This window comes from Protofrankia sp. Cas4 (genome assembly GCF_963555915.1).
Classification (GTDB): Bacteria; Actinomycetota; Actinomycetes; order Frankiales; family Frankiaceae; genus Protofrankia.
The window spans coordinates 1-16,538 of sequence record NZ_CAUVXL010000007.1 but is presented as its reverse complement, the minus strand read 5'-3'; the positions used below and the strand labels follow the sequence as shown (position 1 = coordinate 16,538).

16 protein-coding genes are annotated in these 16,538 nt (G+C 65.7%); 9 read left to right on the top strand and 7 right to left on the bottom strand.

What is annotated here, in order from left to right; genetic code table 11:
• The 3 genes from U9979_RS00575 to U9979_RS00565 all read right to left on the bottom strand — a co-directional run.
• Positions 1-172: cold-shock protein (locus tag U9979_RS00575; RefSeq protein ID WP_322777815.1), on the bottom strand; the 172-nt coding region annotated here is incomplete at its 3' end.
• A gap of 266 nt (positions 173-438) precedes the next feature.
• The gene (locus tag U9979_RS00570) at positions 439-1,353 is read right to left on the bottom strand and encodes a thioesterase family protein (RefSeq protein WP_322777805.1); all 915 of its coding nucleotides are present in this window, start codon (positions 1,351-1,353) and stop codon (positions 439-441) included.
• Between the two features lie 59 nt (positions 1,354-1,412).
• Positions 1,413-2,744, bottom strand: coding sequence for a diacylglycerol/lipid kinase family protein (locus U9979_RS00565; RefSeq protein ID WP_322777804.1), 1,332 nt, complete (start codon positions 2,742-2,744; stop codon positions 1,413-1,415).
• A 203-nt stretch (positions 2,745-2,947) separates the two neighbouring features.
• On the opposite strand from U9979_RS00565, the gene U9979_RS00560 reads away from it, so the two are divergent.
• On the top strand, positions 2,948-3,649 hold the full coding sequence (locus tag U9979_RS00560; RefSeq protein ID WP_322752873.1) for a DUF4232 domain-containing protein: 702 nt from the start codon (positions 2,948-2,950) through the stop codon (positions 3,647-3,649).
• Positions 3,650-3,701: 52 nt separating this feature from the next.
• On the opposite strand, the gene U9979_RS00555 is transcribed toward U9979_RS00560, so the two are convergent.
• Positions 3,702-4,187 carry an NUDIX domain-containing protein gene (locus U9979_RS00555; RefSeq protein WP_322777803.1) on the bottom strand — a complete coding sequence of 162 codons (486 nt, stop codon included), beginning with the start codon at positions 4,185-4,187 and terminating at the stop codon, positions 3,702-3,704.
• Positions 4,188-4,881: 694 nt separating this feature from the next.
• Between U9979_RS00555 and U9979_RS00550 the strand changes: the two genes are divergently transcribed.
• A complete protein-coding gene (locus tag U9979_RS00550) occupies positions 4,882-5,748 on the top strand; it encodes a helix-turn-helix transcriptional regulator (protein WP_322750159.1) in 867 nt (288 codons plus the stop codon).
• Positions 5,749-5,833: 85 nt separating this feature from the next.
• Here U9979_RS00550 and U9979_RS00545 read toward each other — a convergent pair whose 3' ends face one another.
• Positions 5,834-6,070: a DUF397 domain-containing protein gene (locus tag U9979_RS00545; RefSeq protein WP_322750160.1), complete on the bottom strand. Its 237-nt coding sequence runs from the start codon at positions 6,068-6,070 to the stop codon at positions 5,834-5,836.
• Positions 6,071-6,813: 743 nt separating this feature from the next.
• On the opposite strand from U9979_RS00545, the gene U9979_RS00540 reads away from it, so the two are divergent.
• Positions 6,814-7,545, top strand: a complete 732-nt coding sequence (locus U9979_RS00540) for a GAP family protein (RefSeq protein WP_322777802.1) — start codon at positions 6,814-6,816, stop codon at positions 7,543-7,545.
• Positions 7,546-7,951: 406 nt separating this feature from the next.
• Here the strand turns inward: U9979_RS00540 and U9979_RS00535 are convergent, their stop codons facing one another.
• Together U9979_RS00535 and U9979_RS00530 are read right to left on the bottom strand one after the other, a co-directional pair.
• Positions 7,952-8,656 carry an exonuclease domain-containing protein gene (locus U9979_RS00535; RefSeq protein ID WP_322777801.1) on the bottom strand — a complete coding sequence of 235 codons (705 nt, stop codon included), beginning with the start codon at positions 8,654-8,656 and terminating at the stop codon, positions 7,952-7,954.
• Between the two features lie 183 nt (positions 8,657-8,839).
• Positions 8,840-9,106, bottom strand: coding sequence for a SemiSWEET family sugar transporter (locus U9979_RS00530; protein ID WP_322777800.1), 267 nt, complete (start codon positions 9,104-9,106; stop codon positions 8,840-8,842).
• Between the two features lie 329 nt (positions 9,107-9,435).
• Between U9979_RS00530 and U9979_RS00525 the strand changes: the two genes are divergently transcribed.
• The 6 genes from U9979_RS00525 to U9979_RS00500 form a co-directional block, all read left to right on the top strand.
• Positions 9,436-10,632 (top strand): hypothetical protein, encoded by a 1,197-nt coding sequence (locus U9979_RS00525; RefSeq protein ID WP_322777799.1) that lies wholly within the window; start codon positions 9,436-9,438, stop codon positions 10,630-10,632.
• Between the two features lie 250 nt (positions 10,633-10,882).
• Positions 10,883-12,169 (top strand): putative T7SS-secreted protein, encoded by a 1,287-nt coding sequence (locus U9979_RS00520; protein WP_322777798.1) that lies wholly within the window; start codon positions 10,883-10,885, stop codon positions 12,167-12,169.
• Positions 12,170-12,388: 219 nt separating this feature from the next.
• Positions 12,389-13,093: an alpha-ketoglutarate-dependent dioxygenase AlkB gene (locus U9979_RS00515; RefSeq protein ID WP_322777797.1), complete on the top strand. Its 705-nt coding sequence runs from the start codon at positions 12,389-12,391 to the stop codon at positions 13,091-13,093.
• A 138-nt stretch (positions 13,094-13,231) separates the two neighbouring features.
• Complete coding sequence (locus U9979_RS00510) at positions 13,232-14,245, top strand: phosphotransferase enzyme family protein (protein WP_322777796.1); 1,014 nt, start codon at positions 13,232-13,234, stop codon at positions 14,243-14,245.
• Positions 14,246-14,399: 154 nt separating this feature from the next.
• Entirely contained in the window at positions 14,400-14,936 is a 537-nt protein-coding gene (locus U9979_RS00505; RefSeq protein WP_322768809.1) for a methylated-DNA--[protein]-cysteine S-methyltransferase, read from the top strand.
• 437 nt (positions 14,937-15,373) lie between these two features.
• Positions 15,374-16,538: helix-turn-helix domain-containing protein (locus U9979_RS00500; protein ID WP_322777795.1), on the top strand; the 1,165-nt coding region annotated here is incomplete at its 3' end.

Here is a 16,538-nt window from a genome sequence, read left to right as displayed (position 1 = left end):
CCTTCTGGCCCTGCGTCACCTCGAACTCGACGCGCTGGTTCTCTTCCAGGCTGCGGTAGCCTGCGCTGTCGATGGCGGAGTAGTGGACGAACACGTCGGGACCGCCGCCGTCCTGGGCGATAAACCCGAATCCCTTCTCGCCGTTGAACCACTTCACGGTGCCCTGAGCCATGTGTCGTCTCCTTCGTGGGGCTGGACCAAGCCCGCCCACTGCGAATACCAGGTTGCCGCGGTGGGACCGTCCCACTACCGGAAAAGACCGGAGAAACGAAAAACGCCCGCTGTCAGACTCCGGGGCGTTTGAGCGTTCGAGGAAGCTCCAACTGCAACACAGCCAACGTACCAGGCTTCACGAGGATGCGCGGGGTGAGGGTGCGCAACAGGCGAACTCCCCGACAGGCGGTGCGGATCATGAGCATGATCAATTAACTGGACGGCTCAGGATGTTCGAGGCGGGAGCAGTTTGGCTGATTGATCCGCTGTTGCGATCAGCTGTCCGTTTTCGTCGAATATCCTGGCGCTGACCTGGGCTACGCCACCGATCACGGCCTCTACCTGGGCGTCCACCAGCATCCAGTCCGTCTGGGCCAAGAGCCCGACCCGCAGACTGTTGTCCAGGCTGAGTGTGTAGACGGGCCGGCCCACCGCATCGATGACAGCGGCCGGCGCCAGATCCGCGAGGATCGCGACCGACGCCGTCGAGGTCACCATGGGCTGATTCAGCCGGGCCCACAGGATGGCGCGGCCCGAACCCGGGCTGCCATCGAGCGTTGACCGTGGCGGGCGGGCCCAACGCTGCTCGATCCGGGCGAGCATGCCCCCCGCCTCGGCCACGCTGCGGCCGCTGCTGGTGTAGGTCCGCGGCGGGCAGTCCGGCGGGCCTGGCACGTCATCCGGTGGACCGGCGAACTGCACACCGCCGTCCACTGTCGGGCCGCCATCCGTCGGGCCGCCGAAGGTGCCCGTGGCCAGCAGGGCGAGCCGGCCGTTGATCATGCCGCGTACCGCGACCTGGGACAGGTTCCGCCCGTGCTGGCCTACCTCGAGCTGAAGATTGAGACACGCCCCGGCCTGGATGGGAGAGACGTACTGGACGGTCGCCCACACACAGCCCCGATCGAGGATGCTCTCGGTGACCGCGATCGCCGCGGCCAGCCCACAACCGCCCCACAACGTCCTGCCGGAGTTGAGCAGGTGCGGGCCGACCACGAGGCTGCCGCCGCCGGCCTCGGCATCGACGCTCAGCCCGAGAAGCCCGCGCAGGTCATGCGTGGTGCCTCCGGCGGTCCCTCCGGCGGTCCCTCCGGCAGTCCGGTCGGCGCCGTCCACATCCATCCCGAACCCGGTGCTCATGTCCCCATGCTCGCAGGTTGCCCCCTACAGCCGCCCTGTGTGCGATGGGCGCCGGGCGACTATCGCGGCGAATGTCCGGCGACGATGCGCACCAGCGCGGGCGGTGTTCCCAGCATGCCCGGCCGGGTCGGCGGGGCGCCGGGCGCATGCGGTGGTACCCGCACCCGCAGAGCCGCCGGCAGGCAGCGGAACTCCAGCGGAGGGTCCAGTTGCGTGGCCTCGCCGTCAATGCCGATGTTCACCGGACCGGTGGAATCCACCCGCAGCGTCGGGGTCGTCCACCGGTGGAATCCCCGGAAGCGTTCCAGCGCTCCGGCTGACTCGAGCGCCATCAGGGCCGGCACGTCGTGGGCACGGTCGACGAGCACGGTGACGACCCCGAGTTCCCCGCCATCGAGCTTCGGCCGGGTGCCCAGCCCACCGAGACTGCGCAACTGGTAGGCGTTGTTCGACACGAGCAGGACGTCCGCCGTCGGTGTGAGTTCACCGTCCGGGCCGGTGAAGCGCAGATCCGGTGGGGTGGCCCGCGGGCCCAGCAGATCCGGAAGCATCTCGGTCGCCGTGCCGATCTTGGAGTTGCGGTAGTCGTCGGACTGCACGATCTCGGCATAAATGCCCAGCGAGGCGTTGTTGACGAACACCCGACCATCGACCTCACCGAGATCGATTCGTCGTTCCACGGCGGTGATGAAGCCCTCCAGCGCCCCGGCGACGTCGCTGCGATCAAGGCCGAGGTCGGCGGCGAAGTGGTTTCGGGTGCCGGCCGGGATGCAGACGAATGCGATATCGTGCCTGCGGGCGACATCGGCGACAAGGGCCTGCGATCCGTCGCCGCCGGCCATTCCGATCACGTCTGCTCCGCCTGCGACGGCGTCTTCGGCGAGCGCGCGTAGGTCGTCGCCCGGTGTGAGCGTGATGGTCGCGATGCCGCGCTGCCGCGCCTCGTCGACCAGGTGGTGACGTTCGGCGGCACCCCCGCCCGAGCGCGGGTTCACGATGAGGACGCCATGGCGGGCAGGTCCCACAGCGACCCCGGACGGGCGGTGACGCCCGAATGCGGTCCGGGTCGCAGCTCCGGATGCGGCGATCAGAATGATGACAATGATCGCGGTGGTGATGCCGGCGACGTCAAGGGCCAGGACCAGCACGACGAGCGCGACAGCCGCGACAGCGGTCCCCAGGAGGCGGCGCAGGCCGCGGTTGACCAGCGCACTCCCGACGGCGAGTCCGGTGATCACGAATGCCGGGATGACGATCAGCAGTGTGCCTGGATCGTCCACCAGGCTCCAGATCCCGACGACCATGGCGGCCGCGAAGCACAGCAACGCCGCTGTCGCCGCGGCTCGCCGTGACAACGAGGGCCGGGCGACCTCCGAATGCTCATGGGCCATGCCACTCCGTTGCGACTGGTGTCCGTTGTGACTGGCGTCCGTTGTGATTGGTGGCCGCTGTCAGAACGCCGGCCGGGTGAACTGTTCCTTACCCCGTGGTGTGACCGTTACCACTGCGAAGGCGTGGCATGGCCGGTGACCCGGCTGCGGCCGGTCATGGGCCGCAGCCGGTGGATGGACGACTGGTGCGAGACTTCTGCCTTATGGTGAAAAGACCCCGGACCCGTGCGAGCCGGTTCATCGCGATCGGAGCCGGGCTGGTGGTCCTCGGCGCCGGTGCTGGCGCATGCAGTTCCGGTGGTGCCGCGCCGGCAGCTGACGCAACGCCGACGAAGATCCAGGCTCCGCTCGGCGCGGAGGCGGGTATCAGGGCGCAGACCGGCAGTGACCAGGGCTCATCCCCCCGCCCGTCGCCCGTGCCCGGCGGCCAGCTGACTCCCGCACCCGGGTCACCGCCGGTGTGTGGCGAGTCCGAGCTACGGCTTGATGCCGGTCCGATGACGGGCGCCGCGTCCGCTGAACGTCAGGGGTTCGTCGTTGTCCTCACCGACATCGCAGACCGGCCGTGTTCGTTGATCGGCTATCCGTCCGTGGTCGCGTTGAACAGCGAAGGCCGCCAGGAGCGGTCCGCCGCCCGGTCCGAAGGCGGCAGCCTGTTCAGGGTGGGCCCACCGGGAACAGTTGTCCTTCAGCCACAGCACAGCGCGTCGTTCGGGGTCGAATGGACAGCCGTTCGTTCCGCGGGCACATCCGATGCCAAGGACGCATGCTTGCCGTACGCGAGTTTTGTGATCATCCCGCCGAACCAGGGTGGCGGTCGGCACGTTGATCGCCAGGTAGCCATCTGTGACGCATTCCAGGCGCATCCCGTGGTCGCCGGAACCACGGGAACACGGTCGCACTGACCGACAGTTACGACCGACGACCGACCACTACCCACTACCCACTACCCACTACCTACGACGATGCCCGGAAACCCGCGATGCCACGCAGACGTGGGACGGCACCCATCCGTTGGGGATTCCACCCCAGCTCCGAATACATGTCATTGTCCTGCCATCGGGCCAGCGCCTCCCGGTCCAGGGCGGCGAGCGACTCCGGCAGGGCGTCCAGATGGTGCCACTGAAGGCGGCCCACCCGCTGGTCCCGGCCTGGCGTTGGCATGCCGCGCCAGTGGGTCAACCGGAAGAACAACCCCACCCGTTCACCGGTATCGCCGTAATGGTGATGCGCCACGTGCGCGAGCCACACATGCGCTGCCATCGCCATCACCGACACCGTGTCGTCGGCGATTCGAAGCACGGCCTCTATCGCCGGTTCATGCCCGTGTAACTCGCCCCATGGAAGCCGCCACGGTGAATCCGGCTCGCCGGAACAGCCCAGCAGAACCGACCCGTCCGCGCGCCACATCAGCACATGGACATCGATCGGCAACTGAGTCACACGGTCGCTATCCGCACGGTCGATATCCGTGCGGCCGGCATTCGCACGCTCGGTATCTGCGCCGTTGGCGTTGTTGCCTATCACCACAGCCCCCCTCCGGGGGTGTCGCCAGCAGTGGGGTGGATGCGCGGATGAGCCTGCGCTGTACTCCAAGGGGATCGCATTGCGACCCCCTTGGCCCCCCGCGCCCGGCCGGTTACACCGTTGGCACCGTCGGAAACCGGCCCGTTAGCCGGGCCGGCAAGCGCCCGCCGGTCAGCCGCGTTCCAGATGACGGTGAGCTGTTCCGTGGCATCGACGACCGATAACCACATCTGCGCGCCCATCATGTGTCTGACCACCAAGTTTGCGAACCAATCCATACGACGCACCCCTGCAATCACGCCGCCGGAACTTCGACAACGAGTAGTCGTTATCTGACTATCCGCTGTCTGGCTGAAGCCCCGCCTCGCCGACGGTTCCCCCCTGCGAGCCGTCGCCATCGCGAAGTAGGTGAGGCGGACGCCGTGGGTTATCATCACGGCCTCCCGGGATCCCCACTTTCGCGGCGTGAGTGAGGGTGCTTGCACATCATGGCGCTCGTAGTGTGCAAATGCAAGGTCCGGGTGCACGTGCATGTGGCGTGGGCGTCTGTGGGGCGATGGAAGATCGGATGGCATACTCTTGCCCTGACCGATGTTGAGGGGGACTGATCGTGACGACCGCTGAGTCCGGAGGTGGTCCGACTGTGCGTCGGATCCTCCTTGGTTCCCAGCTCCGCCGGCTACGTGAGGACCGGGGCATCAGCCGCGAGGATGCGGGATACAGCATCCGGGCGTCTGAATCGAAGATCAGCCGCCTGGAGTTGGGACGGGTCAGCTTCAAGGAACGCGACGTGGCTGATCTGTTGACCTTCTATGGTGTCACCGACGAGGCTGAACGGGCGCCGTTGTTATCGCTGGTCCGTGAGGCCAACCAACCTGGGTGGTGGCACAGCTACACCGATGTCCTACCAGGTTGGTTCCAGTCCTACATCGGGCTGGAGGAGGCCGCGGCTCTGATCCGCACCTACGAGGTCCAGTTCATTCCGGGCCTGCTCCAGACCGAGGACTACGCCCGCGCCATTATTACTCAGGGTTATAAGGGGATGCCGGCCAAGGCCGTCGAGCGTCGGATCAGTGTACGGATGAATCGACAGAGACTGCTGATGCGGCCAGATCATCCTCGGTTATGGGTGGTCGTGGATGAGGCCGCACTACGGCGGCCGATAGGTGGGCCCAAGGTGATGCGTGCTCAGCTCGAGTACCTCACGACGCTCACGGAGCGGCCGAACCTCACTTTTCAGATCATGCCGTTCCTCTTCGGCGTTCATGCCGCTGAAGGCGGCGCGTTCAGTATCCTGCGCTTTCCCGAAGAGGATATGTCGGATGTCGTTTACCTGGAGCAGCTCGGCGGTGCCGTCTATCTGGACAAGCGCGAGGACGTCGACCGTTACCTGGAGGCCATGAACCGCCTCTGTCTCGACAGCTTGCCTCCGGCCAGCACCGCTGAGGTCCTCAGCCGGATCCTCAGCCAGACCTGAGGCACGGTGGGCAGCACGACCGTGCGGTTCTTCGCGCCCCGGGAGGCGCGAAGCGCCCTGGCTGCCTCGGGTTCATCCGAGGTTTCTACTGGAACAGGTTGTCAAAGTCACCGTCCTTGGCCCCGAGGATGAGCGCCTCGATCTCGGCGCGGGTGTAGATCAGTGCGGGACCTTCCGGATGCCTGGAGTTGCGGACCGCGACGGAGTCCGCTGACAGTCGGGCCATCTCCACGCAGTTTCCCTGCGAGTTGCTCCGCCGGCTCTTCTGCCAGGTGACCTGAGGCAGAGCGGTCGCGGACATTCCGTTGTAGATCTCGTGCACGGTGGTCTCCCTCGATTTTACGAGCCGTCGGCGACACGAGAAGGTCATAATTGTGTCACCATTGGCTTTTTGTGTTGTTTTACCATTTTGGTGATAAATAAAGGTCATAATTGTGTTTTCGCTGACGGGCGGGGCTTGCGAGTCCGTGCCTGCCGTGCCGTGCCGTGCCTGCCGCGCCGTGTTCCCGTGCGGCTCGCCGCACCCGCGCTCGCACCCGCGCGGACTCGAGTCCCGTCCCGTCTCCGGGCGCATGAACGGACCGACGGCAGAGCCCACCCCCTCCCGCTTCGCAGGAGCCTTAGGCCGTGCAAATGCACGTACTTCGTGCGCAGGATATAGCACGGGCATCCGCACGTGCATCGGAACCGTACGAATTACTTTAGGCAGTAAAATAATGACGAACTGTATTCAATGATTGCGAAAGGCCTACATGATGATACGCAGTGAAGTTATTTGATAACTACAGGGATCGGATCCGTTGCCCGCCTGCTCGGGCAGCGCCTGGCGGTAGGCGCGGCCGGCCACGCCAGAACGCCGCGGCCTCGTCGACCATCGAGATGATCGCCGGCCCGGTCCGGCCGCGCGGTGGTCCGGCCGTGCGGGTGACCCACCCGTGGACGCTGCGTCACCTGGTTCGGGCGAAGCCGTATGAACAGCGGGACCATACGGTGGCCATGGAACGCCTGGCGGACCGTTCAGCGCAGGTGCGCCCGATATCGAGGGGCCCGTGAAGGGACGTCGTGGTGAGTAGTGCGCTGCCACTGGCGCTCGCCGCCGGCATTTATCCGCTGGGACTGGCCATTGTTCTGCGCTATCTCGGCGAACCAGCCTCGATGCGGCATGCGTACGCCTACCTTGCCGGCACCGCGACCGTCACCTTCGTAGCGGGTGCGGCGATCCTGCTCACCCTGCGCGGCTCTGGGTTGACCGAGCGGAAGCATCCCACGCCGAGCGGCGGCATTCAGGTGTTCCTCGGGGTGGGACTGCTGGTCGTGGCGGTCTTTCTGGCCCGACGGCGAAAGCCGGCCGCTGCGGATGGGTCTGACGCTGCGGACGGGCCAGACGCGGCTGGTGCGTCCAGCCCGTCGGACAAGCCTGCTGGGCCGGATCAGGCTGACAAGCCCGATGGGGCGAATGCTGGACCCGGGCGTCATCCGGGACTCGGTCGTGTGTATCTGTTGGGGGTGGTCACATATCTGCCGTCCCTGCTCTATGTCAGCGCGATCAGAGACCTCGCGAACACCGACATGAGCGATTCGGCCACCGCGCTGCTCCTGGTGCTGTGCGGTGTGTTGGTGCTCCAGATGGTGGAATTGCCGATAATATTGCGACTGACCGCGCCGCGACACACCGGGGCGATTCTCGCCGCGTACAACGGGTGGATGCACCGACACGGGCGGGATCTGGTCGTCCTGCTTGCCGCCGCTGGTGGCGTGTACGTCCTCATCAGTGGGGTCACGACCCTGGTGGACTGAGTCGGAGGTTCAATGGCATGGAATAGGTGGAATGGCATATTTCCGCCAGGCTGCGGACCACTCGCCGTAGGTTTTTCCGGTCGCGGACGACACTGCGGCAATGGCCAGCGCCACAGCCCCCGTCACCGCCGTCACCAGCTATCGGACGATTCTCATGACGTCTCATTTACGGCCAGGCCCGATATTCCGGGCCAAGCGGCAGGAGGCATCCTCGTGACATCTCCTCCCGGCGTCGGGTCGGTTGGGAATACCGGCCAGTCAACACCGCAGCAACATCCCGGTCAATGACCCGAGTTGCTTTCGCGTATGAGAACGAATCCGTCGCGGGATGGTATTTCCCACGGATTGGTGCGGCGGGCGTGTCAACCCGAAATAGAAGAACGGAGGGTGTGTCGGAGAACGAGGGTTACGTGCCGGTGGTCTCCGTCGCGCTGTTCTTCGGGAGTTCAGGCCGAAGGAGACGCGCCGGACGTGCTGCCCACCGTCCGATATCGGGTGCCGGTGCCGGTGCCGGTGCCGGTGCCTCGGCGTCGCATGTCACCAGCGGCAGGTCCGCGCCCCGGTTGGCGGCGAGGCGCAGAAGTTCAGGCAGCAGGGTGGCGAGTACCGAGGCGTCGTCGTCGGCCTCATGGGCCCGACGTTGGGGAACGCCCCAGTGGGCCGCGAGGGTCGCCAGTTTCAGGTCGGGCAGTTCGAGGTTGAGCTGGCGCGCGAGAACCCGCGTGCACAGTCGCCGATCGATCGGTAGGCGCAGGTCGAGCCGCTGCGCCTCGGCTGAGATCATCTGCCAGTCGAACGTCGCGTTGTGGGCGACGAACACCCGCCCGGCAAGCATGGACACCAACGGATCGACGATCTGGTCGAACGTCGGGCTGCCGGCGAGTCGTTCGCGGGTGAGTCCGTGAATATGGACCGGTCCGGGGTCGCAACCCGGATCGAGCAGGGTCGACCAGCTGCCTTCGACGGTGCCGTCCGTGGCAACGTGGACAACGGCGACCGACAGCACTCGGTGTACACGCGGTGACAAGCCCGAGGTTTCGACGTCCACCACGGCGTACCGGTGCGGAAATACGGCGGCGAACTCACGGCCCGGGACCACGATGGTTGTCACAGAACGGATCTTGCCGGACCGCTGCGCCGGGACCGCAGCCATATGCACATGAGAGAGACAATTCTTACACTGTGGATGGCGGTCGGCAGGTCGGCAGGTCGGCAGGTCGGCAGGTCGGGTTCGGTACATCCATAGGTGGCGGCGGTACCCGCCCGGTGGTCGAGTCCATTTTGGATCTTTCGGTCAGGCTGCTTCCCCGGATTCGCGGTCGAACGAGGCTTTCAGGCCGGCGAGGACGGCGATGGCACCGGCAGTCGCCGCGTTTGCGATGATGATCGCCATGTCGCCGTTGAGGAGACCGTAGCCCAGCCACAGACTCACGCCGAGCCCGAGGATTCCGAGATAGATCCAGGAGATGTCCCGGACGGAGCGGGTCCGCCAGGACCGGAACAGCTGCGGCAACCAGCACCCGGTCGTCAGGGCGCCGGCCAACAGGCCCAGGATGGTCATCCGCACCTCTTTCTCGTCGATCCGAGGATATTTCAGATTTGGGTGGCGAGACATTGGGAACGACCTGTTCACAGGGAGTTATCCCTCATCAGTGCAGACATCAATAGTTGTGGTTATACGATCGCTTTCTGTGTTCACAGTGACGCGGATTGATCGTGACCCGATCGGAGGTGTCCGTGATCGATCGGATCCACCCCGCGCCCCCACTGCCATCCGCATTCAGGCGGTGTGCATACTGTTACCCTTCGGTGTTGTTGTCGCCCGTCGGGACTCGGAGCAGATCTGTGCACATATCTCGCGGGAATCGATCACAGCGGTTGTCTCGCCTCGTGTTGCTCACCGCCGTGTGCGCTCCCCTGTTGGCTGCATGTGGCAGCGGTGCGGCTTCGTCCAAGCCGTCCGTTCAGCCACGCATGTCGGCGCGGGATGTCCCGGCGGCGCTCGGGTCCATCGCGTCCCCGGGCACGGCGTCCCCGGGCACGGCGTCCCCGGCCACCGCAGCGCCGTCGCCGGTCGAAACCCCGCCGGTGTCACCGCGGAACCTATACGCGTTCGACGGGGCAAACCAGTTCAGCCCAGCCGTCCGCAATGCCAGGACGCTCGTCTATGTTCCGAACAGTGACAGTAATACCGTTGATGTGATCGATCCGGCGACTTTCACGGTGATCGACCACTACGTGACCGGTGCCCGTCCTCAGCACATCGTCCCATCCTGGGATCTGTCAACCCTGTACGTCACCAACAACGCCGGAAACAGTCTGACCCCGATCGATCCGACCACCGGGAAGATCAAAGGGTCGAATATTCCCGTTGCCGATCCCTACAACATGTACTTCACCCCGGACGGGAAGTACGCGGTGGTCGTCGCCGAGGCGCTGGAACGCCTGGACTTCTACGACCCGCACACCTGGCAGTTGCGGACCCAGTTGAAGGTCGACTGTCCCGGTGTCGACCACGTCGACTTCGCCGCTGACGACTCGTTCCTCGTCGCCACCTGCGAGTTCTCCGGCAAGCTCGTCAAGATCGACCTTCGCGCGCCGGCTGTCATCGGGTACCTGACCGTCGGGGGCATGCCGCAGGACATCAAGATCGATCCGCGCGGAGAGGTACTCTACGTGGCCGACATGATGACCAATGGTCTCCATCTCGTGGATCCGGTTCGCTTCACCACGATCGGATTTCTGCCGACCGGTAGGGGCGCTCATGGCCTGTACCCGAGTCGGGACGCAACTGTGATGTACGTGTCGAACCGCGGTGAGGGCTCCGTCTCCGTCGTGGACTTCACGACCCGCCAGGTTCGGACCACGTGGCCGATCCGCGGTGGGGGTAGTCCTGACATGGGCGGGGTGTCGGCCGACGGGTCGGTCCTGTGGCTGGCCGGCCGTTACAACAGCGAGGTCTACGCGATCTCGACGAAGGACGGCAACCTGCTGGCACGGATCAGGGTCGGTCCGGGTCCACACGGCGTCTGCGTCTGGCCCCAGCCGGGTCGTTACTCCCTCGGCCACACCGGCATCCTGCGCTGACCGGTACGAATCTGTTGCGACCATTTAGCGTGGGCCCCGGAAATGGTCGCATTTTGAATGGGTGAAAGCCGTGCGCGCGGCTGGGGTCCGGGTTATCTTTCATATGTCCACGTTGGCTGTCGGCCTGCCGCCCCTTCGGGCCTCCGGCGGCGCGAAGGGAGCTGTGGTCGCGCTGCTTGTGGCTGGCTAGACCCCTGACCCGGCCCGGAGTGATGCAAATGCGTGTTTCTTGTCGCCATGGGTTCGTTCGATGAACCGACCCACGGACTGGGCTGTTCTCGATCTGGATGCTGATCCCACGCCCGGGGATCCGTTCTCGGTACGAGAACTGGCACGGAAGTTCCTGGAATTCGCCGCCGATGTAGATCATGCTAGTGAAAATCTGACGGCGATTACCACCTCCTGTGTTGCAATATCGTGGCAGGGCGAGTCGGGTACTGCCTTTCGCGACGAGTTGGCCGAGTTCCCCGGGCAGTTACAGAAGCTCGCGAATTCCTATCGGCTGGCGGGGAATGCGTTGAACGCGTTCAACCCGGATCTTGACGCGGCCCAGGCGCGGGCCGACAACGCGCTCGCCCGGGGACGGGACGCACGCGCCCGCCGGGACCATGCCCAGACGCTGCTCGGTCCGGCGCACATCGCGTTCACCTCCGCGGCGTCGACGGTATCGGAGCTGACCTCGGCGTCACATGGGTACCCGATCGACATTCCCCAGCCCGATCCGGCGCGGGTGGTGCAGGCGATTCGTAACCGCGATACCGTGCGGGCAAAACTCGACCTGGCGCAAAGCTCCGTCGATTCCGCTCAGGATGATCTGGATGCCGCCCGTCGGCTCGCTCTCACCGCGAAGCAGATGCGTGCGGATGCCGCGGCGACCTGTGTGCACGCGATCCGGAGCGCGTCGCATGCGGGCCTGAAGAACAGATCCTGGCATTCCTGGGCAGGATTGGTAGAACGTGCCGGCCGTTTCTGGCATGCCGCCGTCCGCGTCGCAAAAATCACCGTCGCAGTCCTGGGTGTCGTTGTACTGATCGTCGGCGGTCCGGTGGCGTGGGTCATCTTCGCCGCCGCACTCGTCATTCTCGCTGACACTCTCATGGAATACGCGGCCGGCCGGGCATCCCTGTGGGACGTTCTGTTTGCCCTGGCCGACTGCATTCCCGGTCCGGTCGGTCTGACCACCACGGCCGGCGCCGCCCGGGCCGTCCGGGGCGCCAGGCAGTCCTTGCGCGATGGCCGAGCATTCGCGCGGATCTTACGGACCACGGGGCGTACCCTTCTGGCGGCGATGGCCGAGCGCCTCCGCGGTGGTCGCACCCGGACCACCAGCGTGCTGAGAAGGCTGCTGCCTCGCGGCCGCCACCCGGTGGCGAAAGACGCTTTCGCCGTCACCGGCCCGGGTGAACGCGTGGCTGCTCGGCCTGCTGATCTGGACCACGCGCTTAGACCGTCCGACTCGCTGAAACGAAAGGTCGCCACCGACCTGGCCGAAATACCGGACGAAGCGTCTACCGCCGGACCCATGTCGAACCCGTGACGGTCGGCGAGGTGTTTGACGGGATGGTCGGTGGCACCCGACCGACTACCTTCGGCGCGGTTGGCTCGGTTATCATTATAATGATCTTGTTGAGGTGTCGGAGGAGAAGGTCGCGGTGGTTGTCGACGGATGGATACACACGTGGGCGCGGGCGGGGAAGGGGCGGTAGGCATGAGCGGTGTACGGAGATCGACGTCTGAGTGGACGCCCGATCCGTCAATGCCAGGCGTCTCGGAATCCACCGCCGGCGCGGTTGATGCCGCCGAGATTCTGGGCGCTTCGGTCGATTCGGACGCGACCTTCGAGCGAATCTGGTTCGATGACACATCCTGGGTCGACGTCGCACGCGGCTGGATGACCGGGGCTGACCGGCTCTACCGCGAGCTGACCGGGTCCGTGCCATGGAAACGGGGCGCCATGTGGCGTTATGAGCGTTATGTGACTGAGCCGCGGCTAACTTCGTGGATCTCTCGCGGCCGGCCGGTGCCGTACCCGGCGCTGGTCGAGGCCTACCGCGTGCTGCGGCGGCGCTACCAGGTCGACTTCGACGGGTTCGGACTGTCCTGGTATCGCGATGGTAATGACAGCGTCGCCTTTCACCGGGATCGGGAGATGCGGTGGCTCGACAACACGGTGATCGCGATCCTCACGACAGGTGCCCGCCGGCCGTTTCTGGTGAAGTCCCGCCACCTGCCGCCGGGACGGCGCATCCTGAATGACGACAGCGGTGCCCGTGACCTGCTACCGGGTTCGGGTGATCTACTTGTTCTCGGTGGCCGTTGCCAGGCTGACTGGTTGCATGCGGTCCCGAAGGTCCGTGGCGTGGTGGCTGGCAGGGTGTCCGTTCAGTGGCGCTGGACGTCGCGAACAGGCCGTCCCGAGCGAGGGCCCGGGTATGGCGCCCCCCGCACGTTCTCGCGCTGACGCCCTGGTCGCACCCGGACGGTCTCTGTTGTGCGGACGGTCTCTGTTGCGTCGTAGGCCGGTCCAGGCCTGGCCGTTCCAAGCCTGGCCGTTCCAGGCCCGGCCGGCGCTTGGTGCCGCCTGATTATGATCAGGACTGTGCTGGTTGACCGAAATCCGACGGATGCGCTGGTTGAGGAGGTTCTCACCGCTTACGACCTTGGAGCGGTACTAACCGTAAGCCTCCTGTGCGTCTCGGAGAACGTCACCTACCAGATTGAAGATCCTGCAACGGGCCGTCGTTGGGCGTTGCGGCTGCATCGACCTGGCTATCATCGGTTTGAGGAGATTACTTCCGAGCTGCTCTGGACGCGGACGCTTCGGCGTAACGGCGTGGTGGATACGCCGCGGGTCGTACCGACCCGTCAGGGTGACTTGGTGGCCATGACCGCGCGTGACTCAGCCAGCTCAGGTGTGCACACCCAACCGCGCTATGCGGTGCTCTTCGATTGGGTGGCGGGATCTTCGCCGGAGCCATCCGATGCTGTGGGCCTCATGCGCGGTTTCGCCGCACTTGGCGAGATCGCGGCGCGGCTTCATCAACATGCTTGTGGCTGGCAGCGTCCGAGCGGCTTCACCCGGTTCGAGTGGACGTGGCGAACGACTCTGGGAGCGGACGGTCGTTGGGGTCGCTGGCAGGCCGGCACGTCGGAGGTCGACCCGGCCAGTGTTGCCGTCCTGACCCGGGCCGCCGACGAGATCCGCCGCCGGATTGAGCGGTTCGGCCGTGGCGCGGACCGGTTCGGGCTTGTCCACGCTGACATGAGGCTGGCGAACCTGCTGGTCAACGGGCAGGCGGATGAGCTCACAGTCATCGACTTCGACGACTGTGGGTTCACCTGGTACCTTTATGATCTTGCTGCGTCTCTGTCGTTCATCGAACATCTGCCAGCGGTTGGTGACCTGGTGGATGCCTGGCTCACCTCCTACCGGCGGCACCGGCCGGTGTCCGCCGACGAGGAGGCGATGGTGGCGACCTTCATCATGCTCCGTCGGCTGTTGTTGGTCGCCTGGCTGGGTTCGCATCCGGAGGCCGACGCGGTCGACAGTGTGACGCGGTATGTCGCGACATCGTGCGATCTTGCCGATGACTACCTGAGCGGAAGGTGTTGACGCACGACCGCTGCCGGCGGTCAGGTTGTTCCCGATCAGGTCGACCGGGCCCGACAACGCGACACCCGCACGCCGTTGTGACCCCATCGTTTCCCTGTGTAGTAGCAGAAAGGTAGCGTCAGGCTGCGTGGAAGGCGTCACCCGACAGGCCAGAATGGCTTCACCGCTGGGTCCGTTGCTGCTGGTTGGTGACGATGTGGCTCTGCGTGCAATCCACATGAACGAGCCGGCTGCCGGCCCGCCGTGGTTGGACGGTCTCGAGTCCGATCCGGTTGCGTTCCGTGATGTGATCGAGCAGCTCGAGGCGTACTTCATGGGTGATCGGGTCACCTTCGACGTACCGCTGCATCCGGTCGGTACACCGTTCCAAGAGGCGGTGTGGGCGGCCGTGGCAGCAATTCCATATGGTACGACCCGGAGCTATGCCGAGATCGCCGCAGCGATCGGACGGCCGTCGGCCTTCCGCGCGGTTGGGCTCGCCAACGGTCGGAATCCGCTTCCCATCGTGGTCCCGTGCCATCGGGTGATCGGTTCAAGTGGGGCTCTGACCGGGTACTCCGGTGGTATCGGTCGCAAGCGGCACCTTCTCGACCTTGAACGTCGGACCCTTGCCCGTGGCGGTCACCTGAGCCCGGGTCAGTGCCATCCAGTCCCGGATAGGTCAGGCAAGGTCGCCGGCCAGCGCGGGTAAGAGACCGACCTGCCGTGACGCGCAACCTCGCTACTTTCGTTACGTAATGTAGCTTTTCGTTGTGGCGACGTAATTATTTGATCATGGTCTTTGTCGCGCGCCCGGTGGCCCCGTGGGAGCCTGATACCTCCGATGGAGGCCCGGGATGCGTGCTCCAACGGGATGCTTGTAGCACTGATTTTGACGGATAGCATTCGATCGACTACCCAATGATGACACAACTACATCTTGAAGCCGTGTTGTCCTCATGTGTCGACGGTGGCCGAGGGGCGCGTGATCGCCAGGGTCCACGGGGTACCGTGCTTGGACGCGGTTCGGGCGATGTCGCCAGGGGCGCCCCTTGCTACACCAACAAACGCTCCAAGTAGTGAATTCGCTACTATTAGTAGATACCGAGCCGTTCTGGTCGCAGGTAGCACGAGCGCGGAAGGAGGAATGTGGTCGACGACATCCCGACGTTGCTCACCAACGTCGGCAGCGGGACCCAGCTGGCGATCCCAGGCGCCCTGGTACTCCTTCCGGCATCCGATTCCGGGACGCCGGTGGCGGATCGCACCGCCTGGCAGCGTGCGGTGCTGCGCTCATGTCTCCCGCGTGCGGCAAAGCTCGTCGCGCTGGCTCTCGCAAGCCACGCGGTGGACGTGGCGACGATCTGCGAACCCGGCCACCCGGCGCTGCCTGGACCCGCCGCGGTCTGTTCGCCCGGACTCGTGACGCTGGCCGCCGAGACCGGTTACAGCCGCACCCATGTGCAACGACAGATCCGGTTGTTGCGCGACCTCGGCTGGCTGATCGGTCTGACCCGGCCGGCCGCTCGCCGACCCGCAAGCTTCGTGCTGAGCATGTCCGACTCGGTCCGGGCGACCGCATCTGTCGCGCCAGCCCCGGTCATGCCGGCCCCGGTGATGCCGGCCCCAGCAGCTTCTGCCGTCGGCGGATCGGCCCGGCGCGCTCCCGTCCCGATCGGTGACGGCGTACCCGACAGCGCCGGGCCGCTGCCGCGTCAGGCTGGCGTACGGCCTTCCTCAGATCGCCCGAGTGCCGCTGCCCGGCGCCGTTCCCGCGTCACCGGCACCGCTGTGGCTAAGGCGCTGACGGGCATCGGGAACCTCTCGGCGGTCACACCCGGCCCTGCGCCGGCGCAGGAATCTTCAGGGTCCCCGAGCGCCGTGGTTGCACCGGTCGGGCTAGCGCCTACCGCCGTCGCACCTACCGCCGTCGCACCTACCGCCGTCGCACCTACCGCCGTCGCACCTACCGCCGTCGCACCTACCGCTGTCGAGCCCACCGCCGTCGGGGGCGAACCAGACCTGCCCGTAGTGGCAGAGCGCCTTGTTGCCGAGGCCGCCGGCCAGGTCGTCGCAACGTTGGCCTGTGCGATGCGGCGCGATCCGGAGAGCCTCACCGTCGCCAGCGATCGGCTCGCCCGAATCTTGACCATCGGTCTGTGGAGCGCGGCGGAACTGGCCATGCATCTGGTGGACACCATCGGACCGAGCCTTGGAGCCGGCCGGGTTGACGATCCTGTTGATCACCTTCTTCGGCGCTTGGACCATCTGCCCGCGTCTGCGTCGGAGTGCCTGTGCCGCTCCTGCCGTTCAT

Excerpts from the sequence above, each read along its gene's own strand:
- U9979_RS00570 (WP_322777805.1), bottom strand. The coding sequence starts at position 1,353 with ATGAGCACCGGGTTCGGGATGGATGTGGACGGCGCCGACCGGACTGCC.
- U9979_RS00565 (WP_322777804.1), bottom strand. The coding sequence starts at position 2,744 with ATGGCCCATGAGCATTCGGAGGTCGCCCGGCCCTCGTTGTCACGGCGA.
- U9979_RS00560 (WP_322752873.1), top strand. The coding sequence starts at position 2,948 with ATGGTGAAAAGACCCCGGACCCGTGCGAGCCGGTTCATCGCGATCGGA.
- U9979_RS00530 (WP_322777800.1), bottom strand. The coding sequence starts at position 9,106 with ATGACCATCCTGGGCCTGTTGGCCGGCGCCCTGACGACCGGGTGCTGG.
- U9979_RS00520 (WP_322777798.1), top strand. The coding sequence starts at position 10,883 with ATGAACCGACCCACGGACTGGGCTGTTCTCGATCTGGATGCTGATCCC.
- U9979_RS00515 (WP_322777797.1), top strand. The coding sequence starts at position 12,389 with ATGCCAGGCGTCTCGGAATCCACCGCCGGCGCGGTTGATGCCGCCGAG.
- U9979_RS00505 (WP_322768809.1), top strand. The coding sequence starts at position 14,400 with ATGGCTTCACCGCTGGGTCCGTTGCTGCTGGTTGGTGACGATGTGGCT.